Source organism: Kitasatospora sp. NPDC006697 (genome assembly GCF_042869935.1).
Classification (GTDB): domain Bacteria; phylum Actinomycetota; class Actinomycetes; order Streptomycetales; family Streptomycetaceae; genus Kitasatospora.
In genome coordinates this window covers 79,616-104,247 of sequence record NZ_JBIAGU010000025.1, presented here as the reverse complement: position 1 = coordinate 104,247, position 24,632 = coordinate 79,616, and the positions used below count along the sequence as shown (strand labels likewise).

At 74.7% G+C, this 24,632-nt stretch carries 8 protein-coding genes; 4 read left to right on the top strand and 4 right to left on the bottom strand.

Going from position 1 to position 24,632, the window contains the following annotated elements:
• Window position 1: 1 nt before the first annotated feature.
• Both ACFYNO_RS29190 and argB read right to left on the bottom strand, forming a co-directional pair.
• A complete protein-coding gene (locus ACFYNO_RS29190) occupies window positions 2–304 on the bottom strand; it encodes a hypothetical protein (protein WP_388019009.1) in 303 nt (100 codons plus the stop codon).
• Between the two features lie 98 nt (window positions 305–402).
• Entirely contained in the window at window positions 403–1,383 is a 981-nt protein-coding gene (argB, locus tag ACFYNO_RS29185) for an acetylglutamate kinase (RefSeq protein ID WP_388019003.1), read from the bottom strand.
• 341 nt (window positions 1,384–1,724) lie between these two features.
• Here argB and ACFYNO_RS29180 point away from each other — a divergent pair, with 341 nt between their 5' ends.
• A complete protein-coding gene (locus ACFYNO_RS29180; protein WP_388018996.1) occupies window positions 1,725–1,952 on the top strand; it encodes an MbtH family protein in 228 nt (75 codons plus the stop codon).
• A 104-nt stretch (window positions 1,953–2,056) separates the two neighbouring features.
• Here ACFYNO_RS29180 and ACFYNO_RS29175 read toward each other — a convergent pair whose 3' ends face one another.
• Window positions 2,057–3,400, bottom strand: coding sequence for a lysine N(6)-hydroxylase/L-ornithine N(5)-oxygenase family protein (locus ACFYNO_RS29175; protein ID WP_388018993.1), 1,344 nt, complete (start codon window positions 3,398–3,400; stop codon window positions 2,057–2,059).
• Between the two features lie 293 nt (window positions 3,401–3,693).
• Here ACFYNO_RS29175 and ACFYNO_RS29170 point away from each other — a divergent pair, with 293 nt between their 5' ends.
• On the top strand, window positions 3,694–4,341 hold the full coding sequence (locus ACFYNO_RS29170; protein ID WP_388018990.1) for an FMN-binding negative transcriptional regulator: 648 nt from the start codon (window positions 3,694–3,696) through the stop codon (window positions 4,339–4,341).
• A 45-nt stretch (window positions 4,342–4,386) separates the two neighbouring features.
• On the opposite strand, the gene ACFYNO_RS29165 is transcribed toward ACFYNO_RS29170, so the two are convergent.
• Window positions 4,387–5,010, bottom strand: coding sequence for an LmbU family transcriptional regulator (locus ACFYNO_RS29165; RefSeq protein ID WP_388018987.1), 624 nt, complete (start codon window positions 5,008–5,010; stop codon window positions 4,387–4,389).
• Between the two features lie 462 nt (window positions 5,011–5,472).
• Between ACFYNO_RS29165 and ACFYNO_RS29160 the strand changes: the two genes are divergently transcribed.
• Window positions 5,473–6,657: a cytochrome P450 gene (locus ACFYNO_RS29160; RefSeq protein WP_388018984.1), complete on the top strand. Its 1,185-nt coding sequence runs from the start codon at window positions 5,473–5,475 to the stop codon at window positions 6,655–6,657.
• Window positions 6,658–6,766: 109 nt separating this feature from the next.
• Window positions 6,767–24,622 (top strand): SDR family NAD(P)-dependent oxidoreductase, encoded by a 17,856-nt coding sequence (locus tag ACFYNO_RS29155; protein ID WP_388018981.1) that lies wholly within the window; start codon window positions 6,767–6,769, stop codon window positions 24,620–24,622.
• Window positions 24,623–24,632 lie beyond the last annotated feature (10 nt).

Genomic DNA, 24,632 nt, shown 5'->3' with positions numbered 1-24,632 from the left:
GTCAGTACTCCCAGTGGCTGTCCTGGTCCCCGGACCAGGACGGGCCGCCGAGGGCCGCGAACACGTCGTCGAGTTCGCCGGAGTGGGCGGTGATCGTCTCGGGGGCGATCCCCGCCTCGTCCAGTGCCGCGATGACGGCCCGCAGCACGGGCAGGCTGCCGTCGCTGGGGATGGCCAGCGCCAGGCCTTCGCGGTCGGGGTGCGCCGAGCCGAAGAGCGCGGCGGCCGAGTCGAGCTGTTCCGGTGCGGCGAACCGCAGCCGGATCCGGCCGCCAGGGGTGTGGCTCGGAGCTGTCATCTCCATGGCGTCATCATGGCACACGTCTGACGCCATGTGGTGCCACTCGTCGGAAGTTCTGGGCCAAGGTGTCGTCATAGTGGCTCCACTCCATAGTGCCATGGTCATGACCATGACATCATTTGAGGCGTCGCACCGGCCGCTACCGGCGTCGGCACCAGCGCCGCCGCCCGCTCCCGCTCCCGGGCCTGCTTCGGCTCCTGGTCCGGGACGATCACGGTGCCGAAGCCCTCGTCCGTGAACATCTCCAGCAGGATCGAGTGCGGCACCCGCCCGTCGATCACCCGGGCCGCGCGGACGCCGCCGCGCACCGCGTCCAGGCAGCCGGCCATCTTGGGGGCCATGCCGTCGGAGAGGCTGGGCAGCAGCAGTTCGAGCTCGGTGGCGGTGAGCCGGCTGATCACCTCGTCGCTGTGCGGCCAGCGGGCGTAGAGGCCGCGGACGTCGGTGAGGATGATCAGGGCCTCGGCGCCCAGCGCGGTGGCCAGGGCGGCGGCCGCGGTGTCGGCGTTGATGTTGTAGACGTCGCCGTCCTCGGCGCTGCGGGCGACCGAGGAGAGCACCGGGATCCGCCCGGCGTCCAGCAGGGTCTCGATGGTGGAGGTGTCCACCCGGGTGATCCGGCCGACCCGGCCGACGTCCACCGGCTCGCCGTCGATCCACGGCACCAGCCGGGTGGCGACCAGGGTGTCGGCGTCCTCGCCGGTCATCCCGACCGCCAGCGGGCCGTGACCGTTGATCAGGCCGACCAGCTCGCGCTGCACCTGACCGGCCAGCACCATGCGGACGATGTCCATCGCGACCGGCGGGGTGACCCGCAGTCCGGCCCTGAACTCCCGTTCCAGGCCCAGGCGTTCGAGCTCACGGTCGATCTGCGGGCCGCCGCCGTGGACCACCACGGGGCGCAGGCCCGCGTAGCGCAGGAAGGCGATGTCGGCGGCGAAGCCGGCCGTCAGCTCGGGATCGACCATGGCATGCCCGCCCAGCTTGATGACGACCGTCCGGCCTTGGTGGCGGGCCAGCCAGGGCAGCGCCTCGCTGACGGACCGGGCCTTGGCCAGGGCCGGATGCGGACTGGTCGTCATGAGAAACCTCGCAATCGCCGGCCGGGGTGAAAATCACGGTCCAGGCTGTAGTTTCGGATCCATCATTGCGAGCCGGTCGGCTCGGTCGGAAGCTTTGTTGTCGACTACCTGTGAAAACAGTGGAGTCCGGGTCGTCGGCAGCCGGATGTCCGGTTGACCGGACGGGCGCGGTGGGGCGCCCGGCCATTTTTGCTGTGCGTTGTCCGCCGGCGGGGCTCCACGGAACGCCGGAAAGGTGCCATGATCGAGCCGGCGGTTCCGCCGACTCCATCCCACTAATTGAATGATGGTCCACCTCCACTCGGAAGTGGATCGAGGACGGCTTGAATTGGAGTGGAATGATGAGCAGCAACCCGTTCGATGACGCCGACGGCCGTTTCTTCGTCCTGGTGAACGACGAGGAGCAGCACTCGCTCTGGCCGTCGTTCGCCGAGGTGCCGGCCGGCTGGCGCGTCGCCTTCGGGGCGGAGGACCGCCAGCAGTGCCTGGAGTACGTCGAGCAGAACTGGACCGACCTGCGTCCCAAGAGCCTGCGCGACGCGATGGCCGCCGACCAGGTCGCCGCCTGAGGTGACCTCCCCCGTCGGGGGCGGGCAGGCAGAGTGCGGGGTGGGCCCCGGTGCTGGACCGTCAGCACTGGGGCGCGCCCCGCGCTCTGCCGTTCCGGCGCCGGTCAGGCGGCCGCGCGCACCACGGCGCGCTCCTGGGTGAGCTGCTGCTCGGCGCGCCGCAGCACGATCGAGTCGGCGATCTCGCCGCTGCGCACCGCGATGTTCGACAGCAGCGACGAGGACAGCCCGTGGGTGTGCTCGGTGCCGCCCTGCAGGTAGACACCGCATCCCAGTTCGACCGAGCTGACCAGGCGGTAGTCGCGCTCCACCTGGTGCCGGCCGGCCTCGTCGCGCAGGAAGTTGCGGTCGAAGTCGCCGAGCAGCCGGGCCGGGTCGAGCACGTCGTAGCCGGTGGCGAAGACCACCGCGTCCACGTCCAGGTGCTGCGGCTCGCCGTCCAGCAGCGCGTCCAGCACCAGCCGGGTCCGGTCGCCGACCCGGCGCACCTCGGCGACCTTGGTCAGGTTGCGGAAGTGCAGCCGCTTGGCACCCTCCACCTGCTCGTCGTAGGTGCGCTGGAACAGGTCCCGGATGACGTCGGAGTCCACCACCGAGTAGTTGGTGTTGCGGTGGTAGCGCCAGAACGCGTCCCGGGCCCGCGCGCCGCCGAAGTAGTACTCGTCCACCGCGGCCGGGTCGAAGATCTGGTTGGCGAACGGGGTGTCGTCCGCGACCGTGTAGCCGTAGGACGGCACCACCGCCGAGACCTGGGCCGCGGGCAGGTTGTCGTGCAGGTACCGGGCGATCTCGGCGGCGCTCTGGCCGGCCCCGACCACCGCGACGCTGCGCAGGCCGGCCTTGTCGGCCGCGCCGAACTTGGCCAGGAACTCCGAGCTGTGCCAGACCCGCTCGTCGCTGGTGACGCCGGCCGGCAGCCGCGGCACCAGGCCGGTGGAGACCGCCACGTTGCGGGTGCGCACCACCCGGGTGCCGGTCGGGCCGCTCACCTCGACGTCGAGCAGGTCGGCCACGCCGGCCACGCCGCCCGGCACCGGCCGGATGGCGGTGACCCGGCTGCCGTAGCTCACCCGGTCGGCGACCTGGGCGGCGGCCCACTCCAGGTAGCCGTGGAACTCCCGACGGGTCGGGAAGAAGTCCTGATTGTTCACGAACTGGACCAGCCGGCCCGCCGCGTGCAGGTACGAGACGAAGCTGAACCGGGAGGTCGGATTGCGGAAAGTGGCCAGGTCCTTCAGGAACGAGATCTGCATCGTCGCGTTCGGCAGCAGCATGTTGCGGTGCCAGCCGAACTCGGCCTGCTGCTCGAAGAAAGCGGCCTTCACCGGCTGCCCGGGGGACGTGGTCTGGTGCTCTTCCAAGGCGATCGCGAGCGACAGGTTGGACGGGCCGAACCCGATGCCAACCACGTCGTGGATCTCCTGGTTACGGCTACCCGCTGTACCCATAGAAATTCTCCCGCTTGCGTTGCGTGTTGAAATCTCCACCGGTGTCCCGGGAGACGGAGGTTCAGTATTGCGCCGGAGAACTCCTCGAAGTCAACATGAAGAGCGGAGGAGAACCGTTGCAGAGTCGCCTGAGGCGACTTGCGCCCGGCATTCGTTGTCCGGTCGACGGGACGGCGGTAGGGTCGGCCGGGATTTCCGGTGGACTCGTTCGCCGAGTCCGTCGGAGTCCGCCCCCGGGTCATTGCCCGGGAGGGTTGTGCCGTGTTCCGGAGCACTGAGAGGGTGAAATCTGGATGTTCGTTCCGAGTTTCTACTCCGACCCGGACAGTTCGTGGAAGATCGATCTGATCCGGGCCAATCCGCTGGCCCTCGCGGTGTCCAACGGGAACCTGGTCGACGGCCCGTTCGCGACCCACCTGCCGGTGATCCCGGACCCGGGTCAGCCGGGCTCGGAGTTCCCCGGCGACCTGTCCGGCCTGGTGCTGCTGGCCCACATGAACCAGGCCAACCCGCACTGGAAGGCGCTGGAGGACGGCGACACCGTCCTGCTGACCTTCACCGGCCCCAACTCCTACGTCTCGCCGACCGTCTACCAGGTCACCCCGGCCGCTCCGACCTGGGACTTCACCTCGGTGCACGTGCGCGGCACGGTGGAGAAGTTCGACTCCCTCGAGGACACCCTGGAGGTCGTCAAGGCCACCGTGCGCGCCTTCGAGGAGCGCTTCGGCGACGGCTGGGACATGACCGAGTCGCTCGGCTACTTCCGCAAGATCGCACCCGCGGTGGGCTCCTTCCGGATCCGGGTGACCGGCGCCGACGGGATGTTCAAGCTCAGTCAGGAGCAGCCCGAGGAGGTCCGCGAGCGGGTCCTGGCCTCGTTCGCCGGCAGCCCCTGCGGGCACAAGCGGGCGACCGCCGACCTGATGGCCAAGCTGCCCTGAGCCCCGGGGCCCTGACGGCTCGGGGCCCCAGCGCCGAGCCGCTGCTCAGGCGCTGACGGCCACCGGGTGCTCGCCCTCGCCCAGCGCGCCGATCGCGGTGATCTGGCGCACGTCGGGCAGGTCCCCGAGATTCTCCAGGGCGATGCTGGCGGCGCTGTCGAGGGTGGACATCACCCACTGCTCGAAGTCGATGCCCAGCTGCTCGGCGGCCTGGTGCCACCACTGCAGCCGGCTGCCCGGCAGCTCCAGCCGGCGGGTCGCCTCGGCCGGCGCGCCGGTGCGCGAGGGGTCCTGGCGGGAGGCGCAGATCGCCCGGCGCAGCTGCTTGGTGGTCCAGCGGTCCTGCTCGGCGCGGTCCAGCCAGATCTCCTGCTGCTCGGGCGGCAGCGAGGCCAGCTCGGCGTGGTGCTGGAAGGTCAGCGCCGGGCGGCGGCGGGAGAACTCGAACCGGCGGGCGACCCAGGCGTAGTTGCGCAGGGTCTGGTACTGCAGGCCGACGGCCCGGATGCCGCGCTGGTAGCGGTCCGCGTAGTGGTCCTTGCCGAACACCAGCCAGTCGCCGAGCCACCAGGAGGAGGAGTCGACGATGCCGGAGAGCTGGCGGCCGGCCCGCTCCCACTCCTCGAACGGCGTCCCGTCAGGCATCCGCAGACCGGTCCTGGTGGTCATCACCTGACCGCGCCGCTGCTGCTCCCCTGGAAGTCTTCGCTGCTGCGGCAGTACGGTCTGTTCTGGGTCGGTCTGTCCGTTTCCTGAACGCTCGAAGTCGCTGGCGTGAATCGCCATCATGCCTCCTTTTACGCGTGCGAACGGGTTCGAGCCTGGCATGCCGTTCTGGAGTGCTCGTGGATTACTGCTGCGGTGCTCGAACGCCTCGGGCCCGTTGGTCCGTCCCGTCGACGGGACGGACCAACGGGCCCGAGGCGCTGTTGTGCCGTTGCGAGTGCTTTCCTTCACCGCTTCACGAGCTGAGGGTATGTTCAATCCTGGCCGGAATTCCCCCCGCCGAGGGCGCCCGCGCAATTCCTCGCCCCATTCGTCTCGAACCGCCGGATCAGGAGGATCGGAAATGACGCACGCCCCGGCCCAGGCGGCCGGCCAGGACCAGTACCCGCACCCGGCGACGACGCCATGAGGCACCTCAGCGCGGGCCGGCTCGGCCCGCTTCCGGACTTCCTGGGACGGCAGGTGGCCGAGGCCGGCGCGCTCGAGCGCGATGTCGTCCCGATCGACACCCCGGCCGGCGACAAGCTGTGGCTGGTCTGCGACTACGCGCTGGCCCGCCAGGTGCTCTCCGACAAGCGGTTCAGCCGCGCCGAGGCCGTCAAGCCGCAGGCGCCGAAGCTCAACGACGCCCAGCCGGTGCCGAATTCGATGATGAGCATGGAGGGCCCCGAGCACTCCAGGCTGCGCCGGGTGGTGACCAAGGCGTTCACCAGCGGCCGGGTCAACGCGCTGGCCCCGGCCATCGAGCAGCTGACCGACCACTACCTGGACGCGCTGGAGACGGCCGGTCCGGGCAGCGACCTGATCGAGGGCCTGACCACGCCGCTGCCGCTGGGCGTGCTCTGCTCGCTGCTCGGCGTGCCGCCCGAGGACACCCCGCGGTTCCGCGACTGGGTCGAGGTGCTGTTCGACATCTCGGCCAGCGCGCCGCGCGAGAAGGCCCGGCGCCGCCTCGAACTCGCCGACTACATGTCGGAGTTGATCGATCGCAAGCGCCGCGAACCGCAACCGGACGTGCTCACCACGATGATCGGCGCGCAGGAGCGCGGCGAGCTGTCGCAGGGCGAGCTGCTCACCATGGGCCTCACCCTGCTGATGGCCGGGTACGAGACGGTGGTCGGCCAGCTCAGCCTCTCGCTGCTCGCCCTGCTCGACGACCGCGCCGCCTACCAGGAGCTGGTGGACGAGCCCGGGCTGCTGACCGGCACGATCGAGGAGCTGCTGCGGCTGACCCCCTCCACGCCGATCAGCTTCAACCGGGTCGCGGTCGAGCCGGTGCAGCTGGGCAGCGTGACGGTGCAGGCCGGCGAGGCCGTGGTGATCTCCCTGCTGCACAGCAACCGCGACGGCAAGGCCTTCGCCGACCCGGAGCTGATCGACCCGCACGGCCGCGAGGCCACCCACCTGACCTTCGGTCACGGGGTGCACCGCTGCCTGGGCGCGCAGTTGGGCCGGCTCGAGCTGCAGATCGTGCTGTCGCGCCTGCTGCGGCGGTTCCCCGGTCTGCGCCTGTCGTCGGACCCCGCGGCGGTGGTCTGGAAGGACGGACTCGGCACCCGGGGGCTGTCCCGGCTGCTCGTGGAGTGGTAGCGGCCGCGCACGCCGACCGTCCGAACGGGTCGCCTACCGGGTGTTCCTGGCGCCCCCCGAGAAGTGCTGCTTCGTGGAACACCTTTGGACTCGAAGTGAGGGAACCCGCGTGTCTGTCGAGACCACCCACCGTGCCGGCGAGCCCGTGAGGGGTGTCCGTAGTACTGGGACGCCCGTCGCCGTCGTCGGGCTGATCCGTCGGGGTGCCGAGCACGCCGAGCACTTCGACTGGGCGTTCTTCGGGATCGACCCGCACGCGGCCGGCGCCCCGGGCCCGCGGCAGCGGTTGCTGCTGGAGCTGGGCTGGGAGGCGCTGGAGCGGGCCGGCCTGCGGCCGGCCGCGCTGCGCGACGGCGACACCGGGTGCTTCCTCGGCCTGCCCGGGACCGAGGCGGCCGGGGACGCCGTGGACGCGGCGCAGCTGCTCTCCGTGCTCGGGCTGCGCGGGCCCGGCCGGACCGCGGCCGACGCCCTGACGGCCGTTCAGCTCGCCTGCGAGAGCCTGTGCACGGGCGCCACCGGGCTCGCGCTGGCCGGCGGCGAGGGCGCGCTGCTGGTGCTGAAGACCCTGGAGCGGGCGCTGGCCGACGGCGACCGGATCACCGCCGTGCTGGCCGCCGGCCCGGCCGGCGCACAGGAGCCCGTCCTCGAGCCGGGCGCCGACGGCCTGGCCGCGCTCTGCGAGCTGCTGGCCCGCCCCGCCGCCGAGCTGCCCGCCGCCCTCGCCTACACCGATGCCGACGGCGCCGCCCGCCGCCTGGCCGTCGGCGAGCCGCCGCGCCCCGAGTCGGACCGCCCGGCCGCCCCCGCCGCGTTCCGCGCCCCGGTGCTGCCCTGGCCGCTCTCCGGGCACCGTGCCGCCGCCGAACAGGCTCAGGCGGCACGGCTGTTGGACCACCTCCCCGAGCACCCGGCGGTGGGCGACCTGGGCCACTCGCTCTCCTCGACCCGCACCGCCTTCCGGCACCGCTCGGTGCTGCTGGCGGGCACCGCCGCCGAGTTCCGCGAGGAGCTGGCCGCGCTGGCCGAGGGCCGGCGCACGGCCGGCCGGATCAGCGGGATCGCCACCGCGGCGCGCGAGCGCACCGTCTTCGTCTTCCCCGGCCAGGGCGCCCAGTGGCCCGGCATGGCGGCCGACCTGCTGGACTCCTCGGACGTGTTCCGGGCGAGCATCGAGGCCTTCGGCACGGCGCTGGCCCCGCACGTGGACTGGTCGCTGGAGGACGTGCTGCGGGCCCGACCAGGCGCGCCCGGCCTGGAGACCGACGACGTCGCGCAGCCCGCGCTGATCGGCGTGATGATCGCGCTGGCCGAGCTCTGGGGCTCCTTCGGCATCCGCCCCGCGGCCGTGGTCGGCCACAGCATCGGCGAGGTCGCGGCGGCCGTGGTGGCCGGTGGCCTGTCGCTGGCGGACGGCGCCCGGGTCGCGGCCGTGCAGGCCAAGGCGCAGGCCCGGATCGGCGGCGTCAGCGGCCTGCTCTCGGTCGCGCTGCCGCTGGAGGCGGTGCGCCCGCGCCTCGCGCAGTGGGGCGAGCGGGTCTCGGTCGCGGCCGTCAACGGACCGCAGACCGTGGTGCTCGGCGCCGACCTGGAGACCCTGGAGCAGTTGCTCGCCGAGTTCACCGCCGAGGGCGTGCGCGCCCGCAAGGTCGGGATCAACGTCGCCGCCCACACCCCCTACATCGACCAGCTGCACGAGGACTTCCGCACCGGCCTGGCGCCGATCCGCCCGCGCACCGGCACCGTGCCGTTCCACTCCAGCGCGACCGGCGGCCCGCTGGACACCGCAGAGCTGGACGCCGAGTTCTGGTTCCGCAGCCTGCGCGCCCCGATGCAGTTCGAGCGGGTGATCCGCGGGCTGGCCGACCACGACGCCTTCGTCGAGCTCAGCCCGCACCCGGTGCTGACCCTGCCGGTCCAGCAGACCCTGGAGGCCGCGGACTCCGCGGCCGTCGTGGTCGGCTCGATCCGCCGGGACGGCGACGGCCCGCAGCGCCTGCTCACCTCGCTGGCCGAACTCCACACCCAGGGCGTCGCGGTGGACTGGCGGCCGGCCTTCCCCGGCGACGCCGCCGTGGTCGACCTGCCGACCTACCCGTTCCAGCGCGAGGCCGCCGACGCCGCCCCCGCCGTCCGCGACGAGCGGGCGCTGGCCGCCGAGAGCGCCCGGTTGATGGACCTGGTGCGCACCGAGATCGCGGCCGTGCTCGGCCGCGGCAGCGCCGCCGAGGTCGACCCGCAGCGCTCCTTCCAGGTGCTCGGCTTCGACTCCAACTCCGCGGTGGAGCTGCGCAACCGGCTCTGCGCCGCGACCGGCCTGCGGCTGCCGGTCACCCTGCTCTTCGACCACCCCTCGCCGGAGCAGCTGGTGGCCCGGCTGGTCGCCGAGCTCTCCGGTGACACCGGCCCGGCCGGCCGGGCCGCCCGCCGCGGCGGGGACGCCGACGAGCCGATCGCGATCGTCTCGATGGCCTGCCGCTACCCCGGCGAGGTGGCCTCCCCCGACGACCTGTGGCAGCTGGTGCTGGGCGAGCGGGACGCCATCACCGAGTTCCCCGGCAACCGCGGCTGGGCGCTCGACCAGCTCTTCGACGCCGACGCGACCAGCCTGGGCCGCTCCTACGCCCGGCACGGCGGCTTCCTGCACGACGCCGACCTGTTCGACGCCGAGTTCTTCGGCATCAACGGGCGCGAGGCCGCGGCGATGGACCCGCAGCAGCGCCTGGTGCTGGAGACGGCCTGGGAGGCCGTGGAGCGGGCCGGGCTCGACCCGGCCGGGCTGCGCGGCAGCCGCACCGGCGTGTACGTCGGCGCGATGGCCCAGGACTACGGCCCCCGGCTGCACGAGGCGGGCGAGGGCGCCGCGGGCTACCTGCTCACCGGCAGCTCCAGCAGCGTGATCTCCGGCCGGGTCGCCTACACGCTCGGGCTGGAGGGCCCGGCGATCACCGTCGACACCGCCTGCTCCGCCTCGCTGGTCGCCCTGCACATGGCCGTGCAGGCGCTGCGCACCGGCGACTGCGAGCTGGCGCTGGCCGGCGGTGTCGCGGTGATGGCGAGCCCCGGCATGTTCGTGGAGTTCAGCCGCCAGCGCGGGCTGGCGCCGGACGGGCGGTGCAAGTCCTTCTCGGCCGAGGCGGACGGCACGGGCTGGGCCGAGGGCGTCGGCGTGCTGGTGCTGGAGCGGCTGTCGGACGCGCGGCGCAACGGCCACCAGGTGCTGGCGGTGGTGCGCGGCACGGCGATCAACCAGGACGGCGCGAGCAACGGCCTGACCGCCCCCAACGGACCGTCACAGGAGCGGGTGATCCGCGACGCCCTGGCGGCGGCCGGTCTGACGGCGAGTGAGGTGGACGCGGTGGAGGCGCACGGCACGGGCACCAAGCTGGGCGACCCGATCGAGGCGCAGGCGATCCTCGCGACCTACGGCCGGGACCGGGAGCAGCCGCTCTACCTGGGCTCGTTGAAGTCCAACATCGGGCACGCGCAGGCCGCGGCGGGTGTGGGCGGCGTGATCAAGATGATCATGGCGATGCGGCACGGGGTGCTGCCGCGCACCCTGCACCTGGACGAGCCGTCGCCGTATGTGGACTGGACGAGCGGTGAGGTGGCGCTGCTCACCGAGGCGACGGACTGGCCGGAGGCCGGGCGGCCGCGCCGGGCGGGTGTCTCCTCGTTCGGCATCAGCGGCACCAACGCGCACGTGATCATCGAGCAGGCCCCGGAGGCCGAGCCGGTGGTGCGCGAGGCCGAGGAGGTGCTGCCGGCGCCGGCACCGTGGGTGCTCTCGGGGCACAGTGAGGCGGCGCTGCGCGGGCAGGCGGCGCGGCTGCTGGAGTTCGTCGACGGTGCGGAGGTGCCGGGGCTGGCGGACGTGGGTGTGTCGCTGGCCGCGGTGTCGACCGTGCGGGCGCACGCGGCCGCGGTGGTGGCGGCGGACCGGCCCGGCTTCGTGCGGGCGCTGGCGGCGCTGGCCGCGGGCGAGGCGTCGGCGGATGTGGTGCTGGGCACTCCCGCGGTCGGCCGATCGGCGTTCCTGTTCACCGGTCAGGGCAGCCAGCGGGTCGAGATGGGCCGTGAGCTGTATGCGTCGGACGCGGTGTTCACGGCGGCGTTCGATGCGGTGTGCGAGCGGATGGACGGCCACCTGGGCCGCTCGCTGCGTGAACTGGTGTTCGCCGGCGGTGAGGTGCTGGACCGCACGGAGTTCACGCAGCCTGCGCTGTTCGCGGTGGAGGTGGCGCTGTTCCGGCTGGTCGAGCACTACGGGCTGACGCCGGATTACCTGTTGGGCCACTCGGTGGGCGAGCTGGCGGCCGCGCATGTCGCGGGGGTGCTGTCGCTGGACGACGCGTGCGCGCTGGTCGCGGCGCGTGGGCGGTTGATGCAGTCGGCGCAGGCCGGTGGTGCGATGGTCGCGATCGAGGCGGAGGAGGCCGAGGTCCGCGAGACGCTGCTCCCGTGGGCCGGGAAGCTGGACATCGCGGCGATCAACGGCCCGCGTTCGGTGGTCATCACCGGTGACGAGGACGCCGCCCTGGAGGTGGCCGCCGCCTGGAAGGAGGCGGGGCGCCGCACCTCGCGGCTGAAGGTCAGCCACGCCTTCCACTCCCCCCACATGGACGGGATCCTGGAGGAGTTCCGGCAGGTCGCCGAAGGCCTGACCTTCCGCGAGCCGCGGATCCCCGTCGTCTCCAACGTCACCGGCACCCTCGCCGAGGAGCTGACCGACCCCGACTACTGGGTGCGCCAGCTGCGCGGCGCCGTCCGCTTCCTGGACGGCATCGACTTCCTGCGCGCACACGGCGTCACCACCTACCTGGAACTCGGCCCCGACCCCGTGCTCGCGGCCATGACCCGCAGCTGCCTGGACGGCGCGAGCGCCACGGTCGCCGCCGTGCTGCGCAAGGACCGCCCGGAGGCGCAGAGCCTGGCACTGGCGCTGGGTCAGCTGGCGCTGAGCGGCGCGAAGCCCGCCGCCGAGGTGCTGTTCCCCGGTGGCCGCAAGATCGTGCTGCCGCCCTACGCCTTCCAGCGCAGCCGCTACTGGCTCGATGTCCCGGCGTCGGCGGACGACCCGGCCGGGCTGGGCCTGGAGGCGGCCGAGCACCCGCTGCTCGGCGCCGTCACCAGCCTGGCGGGTGGCGAGGGCCTGCTCTTCACCGGCCGCCTCTCCCTGCGCACCCACGCCTGGATCGCCGACCACGCGGTGGCGGGCGGCGTGCTGCTGCCGGGCACCGCCTTCGTCGAGCTGGTGCTCGCGGCGGGCGAGCGGGTCGGCTGCGACCGGCTGCGCGAGGTGGTGCTGGAGGCGCCGCTGGTGCTGCCCGCCGAGGGCGGGGTGCAGCTGCAGGTGACCGTCGGCGCCCCGGACGGCTCCGGCGACCGCTCGGTCACCGTGCACGCCCGGCCGGAGCCCACGGCTGACGGCCAGTCGGCCGAGGAGTGGGTGCGGCACGCCTCGGGTGTGCTGACCGCCGGCGAGGTCGGCATCGGCGTCGAGGTGCCGGAGGTTTGGCCGCCGCAGGGTGCGGTGGAGGTGCCGCTGGACGGCGTCTACGAGGGCCTGGCCGAGCGCGGCTACGCGTACGGCCCGGTCTTCCGAGGCCTGCGGGCGGTCTGGCGCGCCGGTGCGGAGCTGTTCGCCGAGATCGCGCTGCCCGAGGGCGACGCCGACGGCTTCGGCGTTCACCCGGCGCTGCTGGACGCCGCCCTGCACGCGCTGCTGCTGGACGGCGAGGGCCTGAACCTGCCCTTCGTCTTCGGCGGGGTGTCGGTGCAGGCCTCCGGCGCGACGGCGCTGCGGGTTGCGCTGCGCCCGGGCCAGGGCGGGGCCTCGCTGACCGCGACGGACACCGTGGGCCAGCCCGTGCTCTCCGTCGAGTCGATCGCGATGCGACCAGCCGAGCAGGTCGGCGCGGCGGCCGCGAACCGCAACGGGCTGTACCGCTACGGCTGGAAGCCGGCCCAGGTGACCGCCGGGGCGGTGGCCCGCTGGGCCGTGCTCGGCGCGGACCCGTACGGTCTGGCGCGGGCGCTGGGCGCCCGCACCGACCTGGACGAGGTACCCGAGGTCATCGCGCTGACCGCACCGGGCACCGGTGTGCACGACGCGGTGTGGCAGAGCCTGGAGACGGTCCGCGAGCTGCTGGCCGACGAGCGGCTGGCCGAGACCCGCATCCTCTGGGTCACCCGCGAGGCCGCCGCCGTGACGACCGGTCAGCCCGTGGCCGACCTGGCCGCCGCCGCCACCCTGGGCCTGCTGCGCACCGTCCAGAACGAGTACCCCGGCCGGGTCTTCCTGCTCGACGTCGATGCGACCGCCGACCTGGCCGCCGCCGCTGTGGCCGCCGTCGCCGCCGAGGGCGGCCAGCTGGCGGTGCGCGACGGCGCCCTGCACTCCCCCGTCGTCGAGCGCGTCACCGGCGGGACCGACCCGGTGGTCTTCGACGGCACGGTGCTGGTCACCGGCGGCACCGGCGGCATCGGCCAGATCCTGGCCCGCCACCTGGTGCACCGCCACGGCGTCCGCAGGCTGCTGCTGACCAGCCGTCGGGGCCTGGCCGCCGAGGGCGCGCAGCAGCTGGTCGACGAGCTGGCCGAGGCCGGCGCCGACGTGACCGTCGCCGCCTGCGACGTCACCGACCGCGCCGCGCTCGCCGCACTGCTCGCCGAGCACCCGGTCACGGCCGTGATCCACACCGCCGGCGTCCTCGCCGACGCCACTGTCGGCAACCTGACGGCGGACCAGGTCTGCGAGGTGCTGCGCCCCAAGGCGGACGCCGCCTGGAACCTGCACGAGCTGACCCGCGAGGTGCCGCTGACCGCCTTCGTGCTCTTCTCCTCGATCGCCAACCTGATCGGTAACCCCGGCCAGGCCAACTACGCCGCCGCCAACGCCTACCTCGACGGCCTCGCCCAACAGCGCCGGGCCGAGGGCCTGCCCGCGACCTCGCTGGCCTGGGGCCTGTGGGCCGCGACCGGCGGCAGCATGGCCGCGCAGCTGGCACAGGCCGACATCAGCCGGTGGGCCCGCAAGGGCGTGCTGCCGCTGACCGCCGAGCGCGGCATGGAGCTCTTCGACGCCGCGCTGAGCAGCGCCGAGCCCGTGCTGATGCCCGCCGAGCTGGACCTGTCCGCGATCCGCCTCCAGGACGGCCCCGCCCCGGCGCTGCTGCGCACCCTGGTGCGGGCCCCGCGCCGCAAGGCGAGCGCGGCGGCCGCCGGCACCGGCGGGTCGCCGCTCGCCGCGCGGATCGCCGGGCTCCCGCAGCCCGAGCGGGTGCGGGCGGTCGGCGAGCTGGTCCGCTCGACGCTGGCCGTGGTCCTCGGGCTCTCCGGCCCGTCGGCCGTCAGCGACGGCACGGCCTTCACCGTGCTGGGCATCGACTCGATGACCGGCATGGAGCTGCGCGACCGCCTCACCGAGGCGACCGGCATGAAGCTCCCCGCCACCATCGCCTTCGACTACCCGACCCCGGCCGCGCTCACCGAGCGGCTGCTCGCCGAGCTGGTCGCGGCGGGCGAGCCGGCGGCGGCCGAGGCCCCGCGCGCGGTCGCGGCGGACGGCGACGACCCGATCGTGATCGTCGGCATGGCCTGCCGCTACCCCGGCGACGCCCGGTCGCCGGAGGAGCTGTGGCAGCTGGTCGCGGACGGCACCGACGCGATCGGCCTCTTCCCCGCCAACCGCGGCTGGGACGTCGAGAACCTGTACGACCCGGACCCGGAGCGGTTCGGCAAGAGCTACTGCAAGCACGGCGGGTTCCTCTACGACGCCGACCTGTTCGACGCCGAGTTCTTCGGCATCAGCCCGCGCGAGGCGCAGGCGATCGACCCGCAGCAGCGCCTGCTGCTGGAGACCAGCTGGGAGGCGGTGGAGCGGGCGGGCATCGACCCGGCCAGCCTGCGCGGCAGCCGCACCGGCGTCTTCAGCGGGGCGATGTACAGCGAGTACGGCCTGCTGCTGCAGGGCGGCCCGGAGCAGTCCGAGGCCTACCGGATGATCGGCAACATGCTGAGCGTGGCCTCCGGCCGGGTCTCCTACACGCTCGGGCTGCAGGGCCCCTCGCTGACCCTGGACACGGCCTGCTCCGGCTCGCTGGTCGCCCTGCACCTGGCCGCCCAGGCGCTGCGCAGCGGCGAGTGCGACCTGGCGCTCGCGGGCGGCGTGACGGTGATGGCCACGCCGCAGACCTTCGTGGAGTTCAGCCGCCAGCGCGCGCTCTCGCCGGACGGGCGGTGCAAGTCCTTCTCGGCCTCGGCCGATGGCACCACCTGGAGCGAGGGTGTCGGCGTGCTGGTGCTGGAGCGGCTGTCGGCGGCCCGGCGCAACGGGCACGAGGTGCTGGCGGTGGTGCGCGGCACGGCGGTGAACCAGGACGGCGCGAGCAACGGCCTGACCGCGCCCAACGGCCCCTCGCAGGAGCGGGTGATCCGCGACGCGCTGGCGGCCGCCGGGCTCGCCGGCTCCGAGGTGGACGCGGTCGAGGCGCACGGCACGGGCACCAAGCTGGGCGACCCGATCGAGGCGCAGGCGATCCTCGCGACCTACGGCCAGGACCGTGAACACCCGCTCTACCTGGGCTCGTTGAAGTCCAACATCGGGCACGCGCAGGCCGCGGCGGGTGTGGGCGGCGTGATCAAGATGATCATGGCGATGCGGCACGGGGTGCTGCCGCGCACCCTGCACCTGGACGAGCCGTCGCCGTATGTGGACTGGGCGAGCGGCGAGGTCGAGCTGCTGACCGAGGCCACCCCGTGGCCCCGGATCGGGCGGCCGCGCCGGGCGGGCGTCTCCTCGTTCGGCATCAGCGGCACCAACGCGCACGTGATCATCGAGCAGGCCCCGGAGGCCGAGCCGGTGGTGCGCGAGGCCGAGGAGGTGCTGCCGGCGGCGGCGCCGTGGGTGCTCTCGGGGCACAGTGAGGCGGCGCTGCGCGGGCAGGCGGCGAGCCTGCTGGAGTTCGTCGACGGCGCGCAGGCGCCGGGGCTGGCGGACGTGGGTGTGTCGCTGGCCGCGGTGTCGACCGTGCGGGCGCACGCGGCCGCGGTGGTGGCGGCGGACCGGCCCGGCTTCGTGCGGGCGCTGGCGGCGCTGGCCGCCGGTGAGGCGTCGGCGGATGTGGTGCTGGGCACTCCCGCGGGTGGCCGGTCGGCGTTCCTGTTCACGGGGCAGGGGAGCCAGCGGGTCGGGATGGGTCGTGAGCTGTATGCGTCGGACGCGGTGTTCGCGGCGGCGTTCGATGCGGTGTGCGAGCGGATGGACGGCCACCTGGGCCGCTCGCTGCGTGAACTGGTGTTCGCCGGCGGTGAGGAGCTGGACCGAACCGAGTTCACCCAGCCCGCGCTCTTCGCCATCGAGGTGGCGCTGTTCCGCCTGGTCGAGCACTACGGGCTGACGCCGGACTACCTGCTCGGCCACTCGGTGGGCGAGCTGGCGGCCGCGCATGTCGCGGGCGTGCTCTCGCTGGACGACGCCTGCGCGCTGGTCGCGGCGCGCGGCCGGCTGATGCAGTCGGCGCAGGCCGGCGGCGCGATGATCGCGATCCGGGCCACCCGCGAGGAGGTCGAGCCGACGCTGGCCGGCCGCAGCGGCGCGGTGGTGCTGGCCGCGGTCAACGGGCCGGAGGCGGTGGTGATCTCCGGCGACGAGCCGGCCGCCCTGGAGGTGGCGGCGTACTGGCGCGAGGTCGGGCGGCAGACCCGGCAGCTGAAGGTCAGCCACGCCTTCCACTCGCCGCACATGGACGGGATCCTGGAGGAGTTCCGGCGGGTCGCCGAAGGCCTGACCTTCCGTGAGCCGCGGATCCCCGTCGTCTCCAACGTCACCGGCACCCTCGCCGAGGAGCTGACCGACCCCGACTACTGGGTGCGCCAGCTGCGCGGTGCGGTGCGCTTCCTCGACGGTGTGCGGTACCTCCAGGAGCAGGGCGTCAGCAGCTTCCTGGAGCTGGGCCCCGACCCGGTGCTGGCGGCGATGACCCGCAGCTGCCTGGACGGCGCGGCCGCCACGGTCGCCGCCGTGCTGCGCAAGGACCGCCCGGAGTCGCAGAGCTTCGCGCTGGCGCTGGGTCAGCTGGCGCTGGGCGGCACCGCGCCGGACGCCGAGGTGCTCTTCCCCGGCGGCCGCAAGATCGTGCTGCCGCCCTACGCCTTCCAGCGCACCCGCTACTGGCCGGAGGCCGTGGTCTCGGCCGAGGACCCGGCCGGGCTGGGCCTGGAGGCGGCCGAGCACCCGCTGCTCGGCGCCGTCACCAGCCTGGCGGGCGGCGAGGGCCTGCTCTTCACCGGCCGGATCTCCCAGCGCACCCACCCGTGGATCACCGACCACGCGGTCGGCGGGCAGGTGCTGCTGCCGGGCGCCGCGATGGTCGAACTGGCGCTGGCGGCGGGCGACTGGGTCGGCTGCGACCGGCTGCGCGAACTGGTGCTGGAGGCGCCGCTGGTGCTCCCGGCCGAGGGCGCGGTGCAGCTCCAGGTGGTCATCGGCGCGGCGGACGGTACCGGCGAGCGCCGGGTCGGCGTCTACTCGCGGCCGGAGCACGCGGACGGGCAGGAGTGGGTCTCGCACGCCTCCGGTGCCCTGGGCACGGGAGGGCCGGCGGCCGTTGCCGCCGCGGCCGGGGTGTGGCCGCCGCAGGGTGCGGTGGAGGTGCCGCTGGACGGCGTCTACGAGGGCCTGGCCGAGCGCGGCTACGCGTACGGCCCGGTCTTCCAGGGGCTGCGGGCGGCCTGGCGCTCGGGCGAGGAGCTGTTCGCCGAGGTCGCGCTGCCCGAGGGCGGCCTCGACGGCTTCGGTGTTCACCCGGCGCTGCTGGACGCCTCGCTGCACGCGCTGCTGCTGGACGGCGAGGGCCTGAGCCTGCCGTTCGCGTTCGGCGGGGTGTCGGTGCAGGCCTCCGGCGCGACGGCGCTGCGGGTCACCCTGCGCCCGGCCCAGGGCGGGGCCTCGCTGACCGCGACGGACACCGCCGGGCAGCCGGTGCTCTCCGTCGAGTCGATCGCGCTCCGACCAGCCGAGCAGGCCGGCTCCGGCGCCAACCGCAATGGGCTCTACCGCTACGGCTGGAAGCCGGTGCAGCTCGCCGGGACCGCCAAGGAGCTCAGCTGGGCCGTGCTCGGCGCGGCTCCCTACGGCCTGGCGCGCGGGCTCGGCGCCCGCACCGACCTGGACGAGGTGCCGGACGTGGTCGTCCTGGCCGCGCCCAGCACCGATGTGCAGGAGGCCGTCTGGCAGAGCCTGGAGACGGTCCGCGAGCTGCTGGCCGACGAGCGGCTGGCCGACACCCGCATCCTCTGGATCACCCGCGAGGCCGTCCCGGTGACGCCCGGTCAGCAGGTCGCCGACCTGACCGCCGCCGCCACCCTGGGCCTGCTGCGCACCATCCAGAACGAGTACCCCGGCCGGGTCGCCCTGCTGGACGTGGACACCGAGACCGACCTGGCCGCGGCCGCGCGGACCGCCGCCACCGAGACCGACGCCCCGCTCGCGGTGCGCGGAGGCCGGTTCCACAGCCCGGTGCTGGAGCGCGTCCCCGCCGAGGGCGACCCGGTGGTCCTCGACGCCGAGGGCACGGTGCTGATCACCGGCGGCACCGGCGGCATCGGCCAGATCCTGGCCCGCCACCTGGTGCACCGCCACGGCGTCCGCAGGCTGCTGCTGACCAGCCGTCGGGGCCTGGCCGCCGAGGGCGCGCAGCAGCTGGTCGACGAGCTGGCCGAGGCCGGCGCCGACGTGACCGTCGCCGCCTGCGACGTCACCGACCGCGCCGCGCTCGCCGCACTGCTCGCCGAGCACCCCGTGGGCGCCGTGATCCACACCGCCGGTGTGCTGGCCGATGCCACCGTCGGGAACCTGACGGAGCAGCAGGTCGAGCAGGTGCTGCGCCCGAAGGTGGACGCGGCCTGGAACCTGCACGAGCTGACCCGCGAGCTGCCGCTGACCGCCTTCGTGCTCTTCTCCTCGATCGCGGGCCTGATCGGCAACCCCGGCCAGGCCAACTACGCCGCCGGCAACGCCTACCTGGACGCCCTGGCGCAGCAGCGCCGGGCCGAGGGCCTGCCCGCGACCTCGCTGGCCTGGGGCCTGTGGGCGGCGACGGGCGGCAGCATGGCGTCCGAGTTCAGCGAGGCGGATCTGGTCCGCTGGGCCCGCAAGGGCGTGCTCCCGCTGACCGCCGAGCGCGGCATGGAGCTCTTCGACGCCGCGCTGACCAGCACCGAGCCGCTGCTGATGCCCGCCGAGCTGGACCTGGCGGCCGTGCGGGTGCCGGACAGTCCGGCGCCGGTGCTGCTGCGCACCCTGGTGCGGGCCCCGCGCCGCAAGGCGGGCGCGGCGGCCGCCGGCTCCGGCGGGTCGGCGCTGACCGAGCGGATCGCCGGGCTCTCGCAGCCGGACCGGGTGCGGGCGGTCGGCGAGCTGGTCCGGGCGGCGCTGGCCGTGGTGCTGGGCCTGGCCGACTCCTCGGCCGTCAGCGACAGCACGGCGTTCACCGTGCTGGGCATCGACTCGATGACCGGCATGGAGCTGCGCGACCGCCTGGCCGAGGCCACCGGCGTCAAGCTCCCGGCGACCCTCGCCTTCGACTACCCGACTCCGGCGGCGCTGACCGAGCGGCTGCTCGCCGAGCTGGTCCCGGCCGCCGAGCCGGAGCCGGCGGCGGCCGTGGCCCCGCGGGCGGCGGTCGCGGCGGACGAGGACCCGATCGCGATCGTCGGCATGGCCTGCCGCTACCCCGGCGACACCCGCTCGCCGGACGACCTGTGGCGGCTGGTGGCCAGCGGCACCGACGCGATCGGCCTCTTCCCGGCCAACCGCGGCTGGGACCTGGACGCGCTCTTCGACGCCGACCCCGAGACGCCCGGCACCAGTTACTCCCGGCACGGCGGTTTCCTCTACGACGCCGACCGGTTCGACGCCGAGTTCTTCGGCATCAGCCCGCGCGAGGCCTACGCGATCGACCCGCAGCAGCGCCTGCTGCTGGAGACCGTCTGGGAGACCCTGGAGCAGGCCCGGCTCGACCCGGCCGAGCTGCGCGGCAGCCGCACCGGCGTCTTCGTCGGCAGCATGTACGACGACTACGCCTCCCGGCTCGCCGTCGCCCCCGCCGAGTACGAGGGCTACCTGAGCACCGGCAGCGCCGGCAGCGTGGCCTCGGGCCGGATCTCCTACACCTTCGGGCTGGAGGGCCCGGCGATCACCGTGGACACGGCCTGCTCCTCCTCGCTGGTCGCGCTGCACCTGGCCAGCCAGGCGCTGCGGCAGGGCGAGTGCACGCTGGCGCTGGCGGGCGGGGTGACCGTGATGGCCACGCCGCGGACCTTCGTGGAGTTCAGCCGCCAGCGCGGGCTGGCGCCGGACGGGCGCTGCAAGGCGTTCTCCGCCGAGGCGGACGGCACGGGCTGGGGCGAGGGCGTCGGCATGCTGCTGCTGGAGCGGCTGTCGGACGCGCGGCGCAACGGGCACCAGGTGCTCGCGGTGGTCCGGGGTTCCGCGGTGAACCAGGACGGCGCGAGCAACGGCCTGACCGCGCCCAACGGCCCCTCGCAGGAGCGGGTGATCCGCGACGCGCTGGCGGCGGCCGGTCTGACGGCGAGTGAGGTGGACGCGGTGGAGGCGCACGGCACGGGCACCAAGCTGGGCGACCCGATCGAGGCGCAGGCGATCCTCGCCACCTACGGCCAGGACCGCGAGCACCCGCTCTACCTGGGCTCGCTGAAGTCCAACATCGGCCACACCCAGGCCGCGGCGGGTGTCGGCGGCGTGATCAAGATGATCATGGCGATGCGGCACGGCGTGCTGCCCCGCACCCTGCACATCGACGAGCCCAGCCCGTACGTGGACTGGAGCTCCGGCGAGGTGGCGCTGCTCACCGAGGCCACCCCGTGGCCCCGGATCGGCCGACCGCGGCGTTCCGCCGTCTCCTCCTTCGGGATCAGCGGCACCAACGCGCACGTCATCCTGGAGCAGGCCCCCGCCGAGGAGCCGGCCGAGGAGTACGCCGGCGAGCTGCCCGCGCTGCTGCCGTGGGTGGTCTCGGCCCGGGGCGCGCAGGCGCTGGCCGGGCAGGCCGAGCAGCTGCGCCGGCTCGCCGCGGCGGCGGACATCGGGGCGGGCTTCGGCCCGGAGCACCTGGACATCGCGCACTCCCTGGTCACCACCCGCTCGGCGCACGTCGACCGGGCCGTGGTGCTCGCCGGGAGCACGGAGGAGCTGGGCGCCGGACTGGCGGCGCTGGCCCGCGGCGAGGAGTCGCCGCAGCTGGTGACGGGTGCGATGCGGGCCGGCGGCCGGTCGGCGTTCCTGTTCACGGGGCAGGGCAGCCAGCGGGTCGGGATGGGTCGTGAGCTGTATGCGTCGGACGCGGTGTTCGCGGCGGCGTTCGATGCGGTGTGCGAGCGGATGGACGGTCACCTGGGCCGCTCGCTGCGTGAACTGGTGTTCGCCGGCGGTGAGGAGCTGGACCGCACGGAGTTCACCCAGCCCGCGCTCTTCGCCATCGAGGTGGCGCTGTTCCGGCTGGTGGAGCATTACGGGCTGACGCCGGATTACCTATTGGGCCACTCGGTGGGCGAGGTGGCGGCCGCGCATGTCGCGGGGGTGCTGTCGCTGGACGACGCGTGCGCGCTGGTCGCGGCGCGTGGGCGGTTGATGCAGTCGGCGCAGGCCGGTGGTGCGATGGTCGCGATCGAGGCGGAGGAGGCCGAGGTCCGCGAGACGCTGCTCCCGTGGGCCGGGAAGCTGGACATCGCGGCGATCAACGGCCCGCGTTCGGTGGTCATCACCGGTGACGAGGACGCCGCCCTGGAGGTGGCCGCCGCCTGGAAGGAGGCGGGGCGCCGCACCTCGCGGCTGAAGGTCAGCCACGCCTTCCACTCCCCCCACATGGACGGGATCCTGGAGGAGTTCCGCCAGGTCGCCGAAGGCCTGACCTTCCGCGAGCCGCGGATCCCGGTGGTCTCCAACGTCACCGGCGCACTGGCTGACGAGCTGGCCGACCCCGACTACTGGGTGCGCCAGCTGCGCGGCGCCGTCCGTTTCCTGGACGGCATCGACTTCCTGCGCGAGCAGGGTGTCACCACCTACCTGGAGCTCGGCCCCGACCCGGTGCTGACGGCGATGACCCGCAGCTGCCTGGACGGCGCCGACGCGCTGGCCGCCCCGCTGCTGCGCGGTGGCCAGCCCGAGGCGCGCACCGTCGCGACCGCGCTGGCGCAGGCCTACGTGCGCGGTGCCGAGGTGCGGTGGACCCGGGCGCTGCCCGGCGGCCGCGCCGTGGACCTGCCGACCTACGCCTACCAGCGCGACAGCTACTGGCTGGACGCACCGGCCGCCCCGGTCGCCGCGCCGGTCCGGGACGGCGGGCACCCGCTGCTGGACCAGGCGGTCGAGCTGGCGGGCGAGCAGGGCTGGCTCTTCACCGGCCGGCTGGACCTCGACGCCCAGCCGTGGCTCGCGGACCACACCATCGCCGGCACCCCGCTGCTGCCCGGTGCCGCCGTCGCCGAGCTGGCGCTGTTCGCGGCCCGGCGGGCCGGTGCGGGCCAGGTCGCGGAGCTGACCCTGGAGCGTCCGCTGCCGCTGGCCGAGGCCTGCGCGCTGCAGCTGATGGTGGGCGCCCGCGCCGCCGACGGCAGCCGCCCGCTCGCGCTCTACTCCCGCCCCGAGGCCGCCGCCGACGCCCCGTGGGTCCGGCACGCCGAGGGTTCCCTGACGGACGGCCGGCCGGCCGAGCCGGACGAGCCGGACGAGCTGACCGCCTGGCCGCCGCCGGGCGCGCGGCAGGTGCCGCTGGACGGCCTCTACCCGGCGCTGGCCGAGCGCGGCTACGCCTACGGCCCGGTCTTCCAGGGCCTGCGCGCGGTCTGGCAGGACGGCGAGGACCGGTACGCCGAGGTCTCGCTCCCCGCGGGCGCTCCGGCGGTCTTCGCCCTGCACCCCGCCGCGCTGGACGCCGCCCTGCACGCCCTGCTCGCCGGCAGCGCGGCGGGCGACCCGCTGCTGGTCCCGTTCAGCTGGCGCGGCCTGGCCCTGGCCGGCACCGGCGCCACCGAGCTGCGGGTGCGCCTGCGCCGGGGCGAGGGTGACAGCTACCGGCTGCTGCTCGCCGACCCGGCCGGCGCGCCGGTGTTCACCGCCGACGCGCTGGCGGTGCGCGAGCTGAGCGCCGACGCGGTGGAGGCCGGGCCGGTGCACGGTGCCGGGCTGTTCGACCTGCACTGGGTCGCGCCGGAGGCCGAGGCGTCCGCGCTGCCGGGGCCGCTGGCGGTGCTGGGCGGCGCGGTCGACGAGCTGGTGGCGACCGCGCGGGCCACCGGCGCCGCGGTCCGCGCCCACCTGGACCTGGACGCGCTGCTGCGGGCCGTTGACGCCGGCGAGCCGGTGCCCGCCGTGGTGCTGGCCGCCGAGCCGGCCGGCCTGGACGGACTGCTGGAACTGGCCCAGCGCTGGGCCGCCGAGGAGCGGTTCGCCGCCGCCCGGCTGGCCGTGCTCACCGAGGGCGCGGTCGCGGCGGCGGACGGCGAGCGGCCGGAGCCGGACCGCGCGGCCCTGTGGGGCCTGGTCCGCTCCGCGCAGGCCGAGCACCCCGGGCGGTTCGCGCTGCTCGACACCGACGGGAGGCCCGAGTCGCTGCGCGCCCTGGTCGGGGCGCTGGCCTCGGCCGAGCCGCAGCTCGCGGTCCGGTCCGGCCGGCTGACAGTGCCCGCGCTGCGCCGCCACCGCCCGGTGGCCGTGCCCGCGGCGGGCCCGTTCGGCCCGGACAGCCGGGTGCTGATCACCGGCGGCCTGGGCGCCCTGGGCCGGCTGCTGGCCCGTCACCTGGTGGACCGTCACGGGGTGCGGAACCTGCTGCTGACCAGCCGCCGGGGCCTGGCCGCCGAGGGCGCGCAGCAGCTGGTCGACGAGCTGGCCGGGGCCGGTGCCACGGTGACCGTCGCCGCCTGCGACGCCGCCGACCGCGGCGCGCTGGCCGCGCTGCTCGCCGAGCACCCGGTGACCGCCGTGATCCACGCCGCCGGCGTGCTGGACGACTCGGCGCTGGCCGGGCTGACCGGCGAGCGGCTGGCCCGGGTGCTGCGGCCCAAGGCCGAGGCGGCCGTCCACCTGGACGAGCTGACCCGGGAGCTGGACCTCACGGCCTTCGTGCTCTTCTCCTCGGTGGCCGGCACCCTCGGCTCGGCCGGGCAGGCCAACTACGCGGCGGCCAACGCCTTCCTGGACGGGCTGGCCCAGCGCCGGCACGCCCAGGGCCGGCCCGCGCTGTCGCTGGTCTGGGGCCTGTGGGCGGCGGAGAGCGCCATGACGGACGCGCTGAGCAGCGTGGACCTGGCCCGGATGACTGCCCGTTACGGCGTCGCCGCGCTGACCGACGAGGAGGGCCTGGCCCTGTTCGACGCGGCCCTGGCCACCGCCGGCACGCCGGTGCTGACGGCGGCCGCGCTGGACCTGCGCCAGGCCGACCCGGTGCCAGCCCTGCTGCGCGGCCTGGCCGGCGCCCAGCGCCGGGCCAGGGCGGCGGCCGGCCCGGTCCGGGACACCGCGGCCGACCTGCGGGACCAGCTGGAGCGCGCGCCCCGGCACGAGCACCACCACCTGCTGCTGGAGGCCGTCCGGGCCCAGGTGGCGGCGGTGCTCGGGCACGCCGACGGCGACCGGGTGCCGGCCGACCGCCGGTTCCAGGACCTGGGCTTCGACTCGCTGACCGCGATCGACCTGCGCGACCGGCTGGCCGCGGCCACCGGCGTCAAGCTGCCGCCGACGCTGATCTTCGACCACCCCACGTCCGGTGCCCTGGCGGACCGGCTGCGGGACGCGCTGGTGCCCGACACCGAGCCCGACGGCCCCGAGGAGGCCGCCGGTCCGACCGACGACAGTGCCGACGAGATCGTGCCGGACAGCTTGCTGGACGAGATGGACGCCGACGAGCTGGTCCGCCTGGCGCTCGGCGCGACCACCTCCTGACCCAGCGACA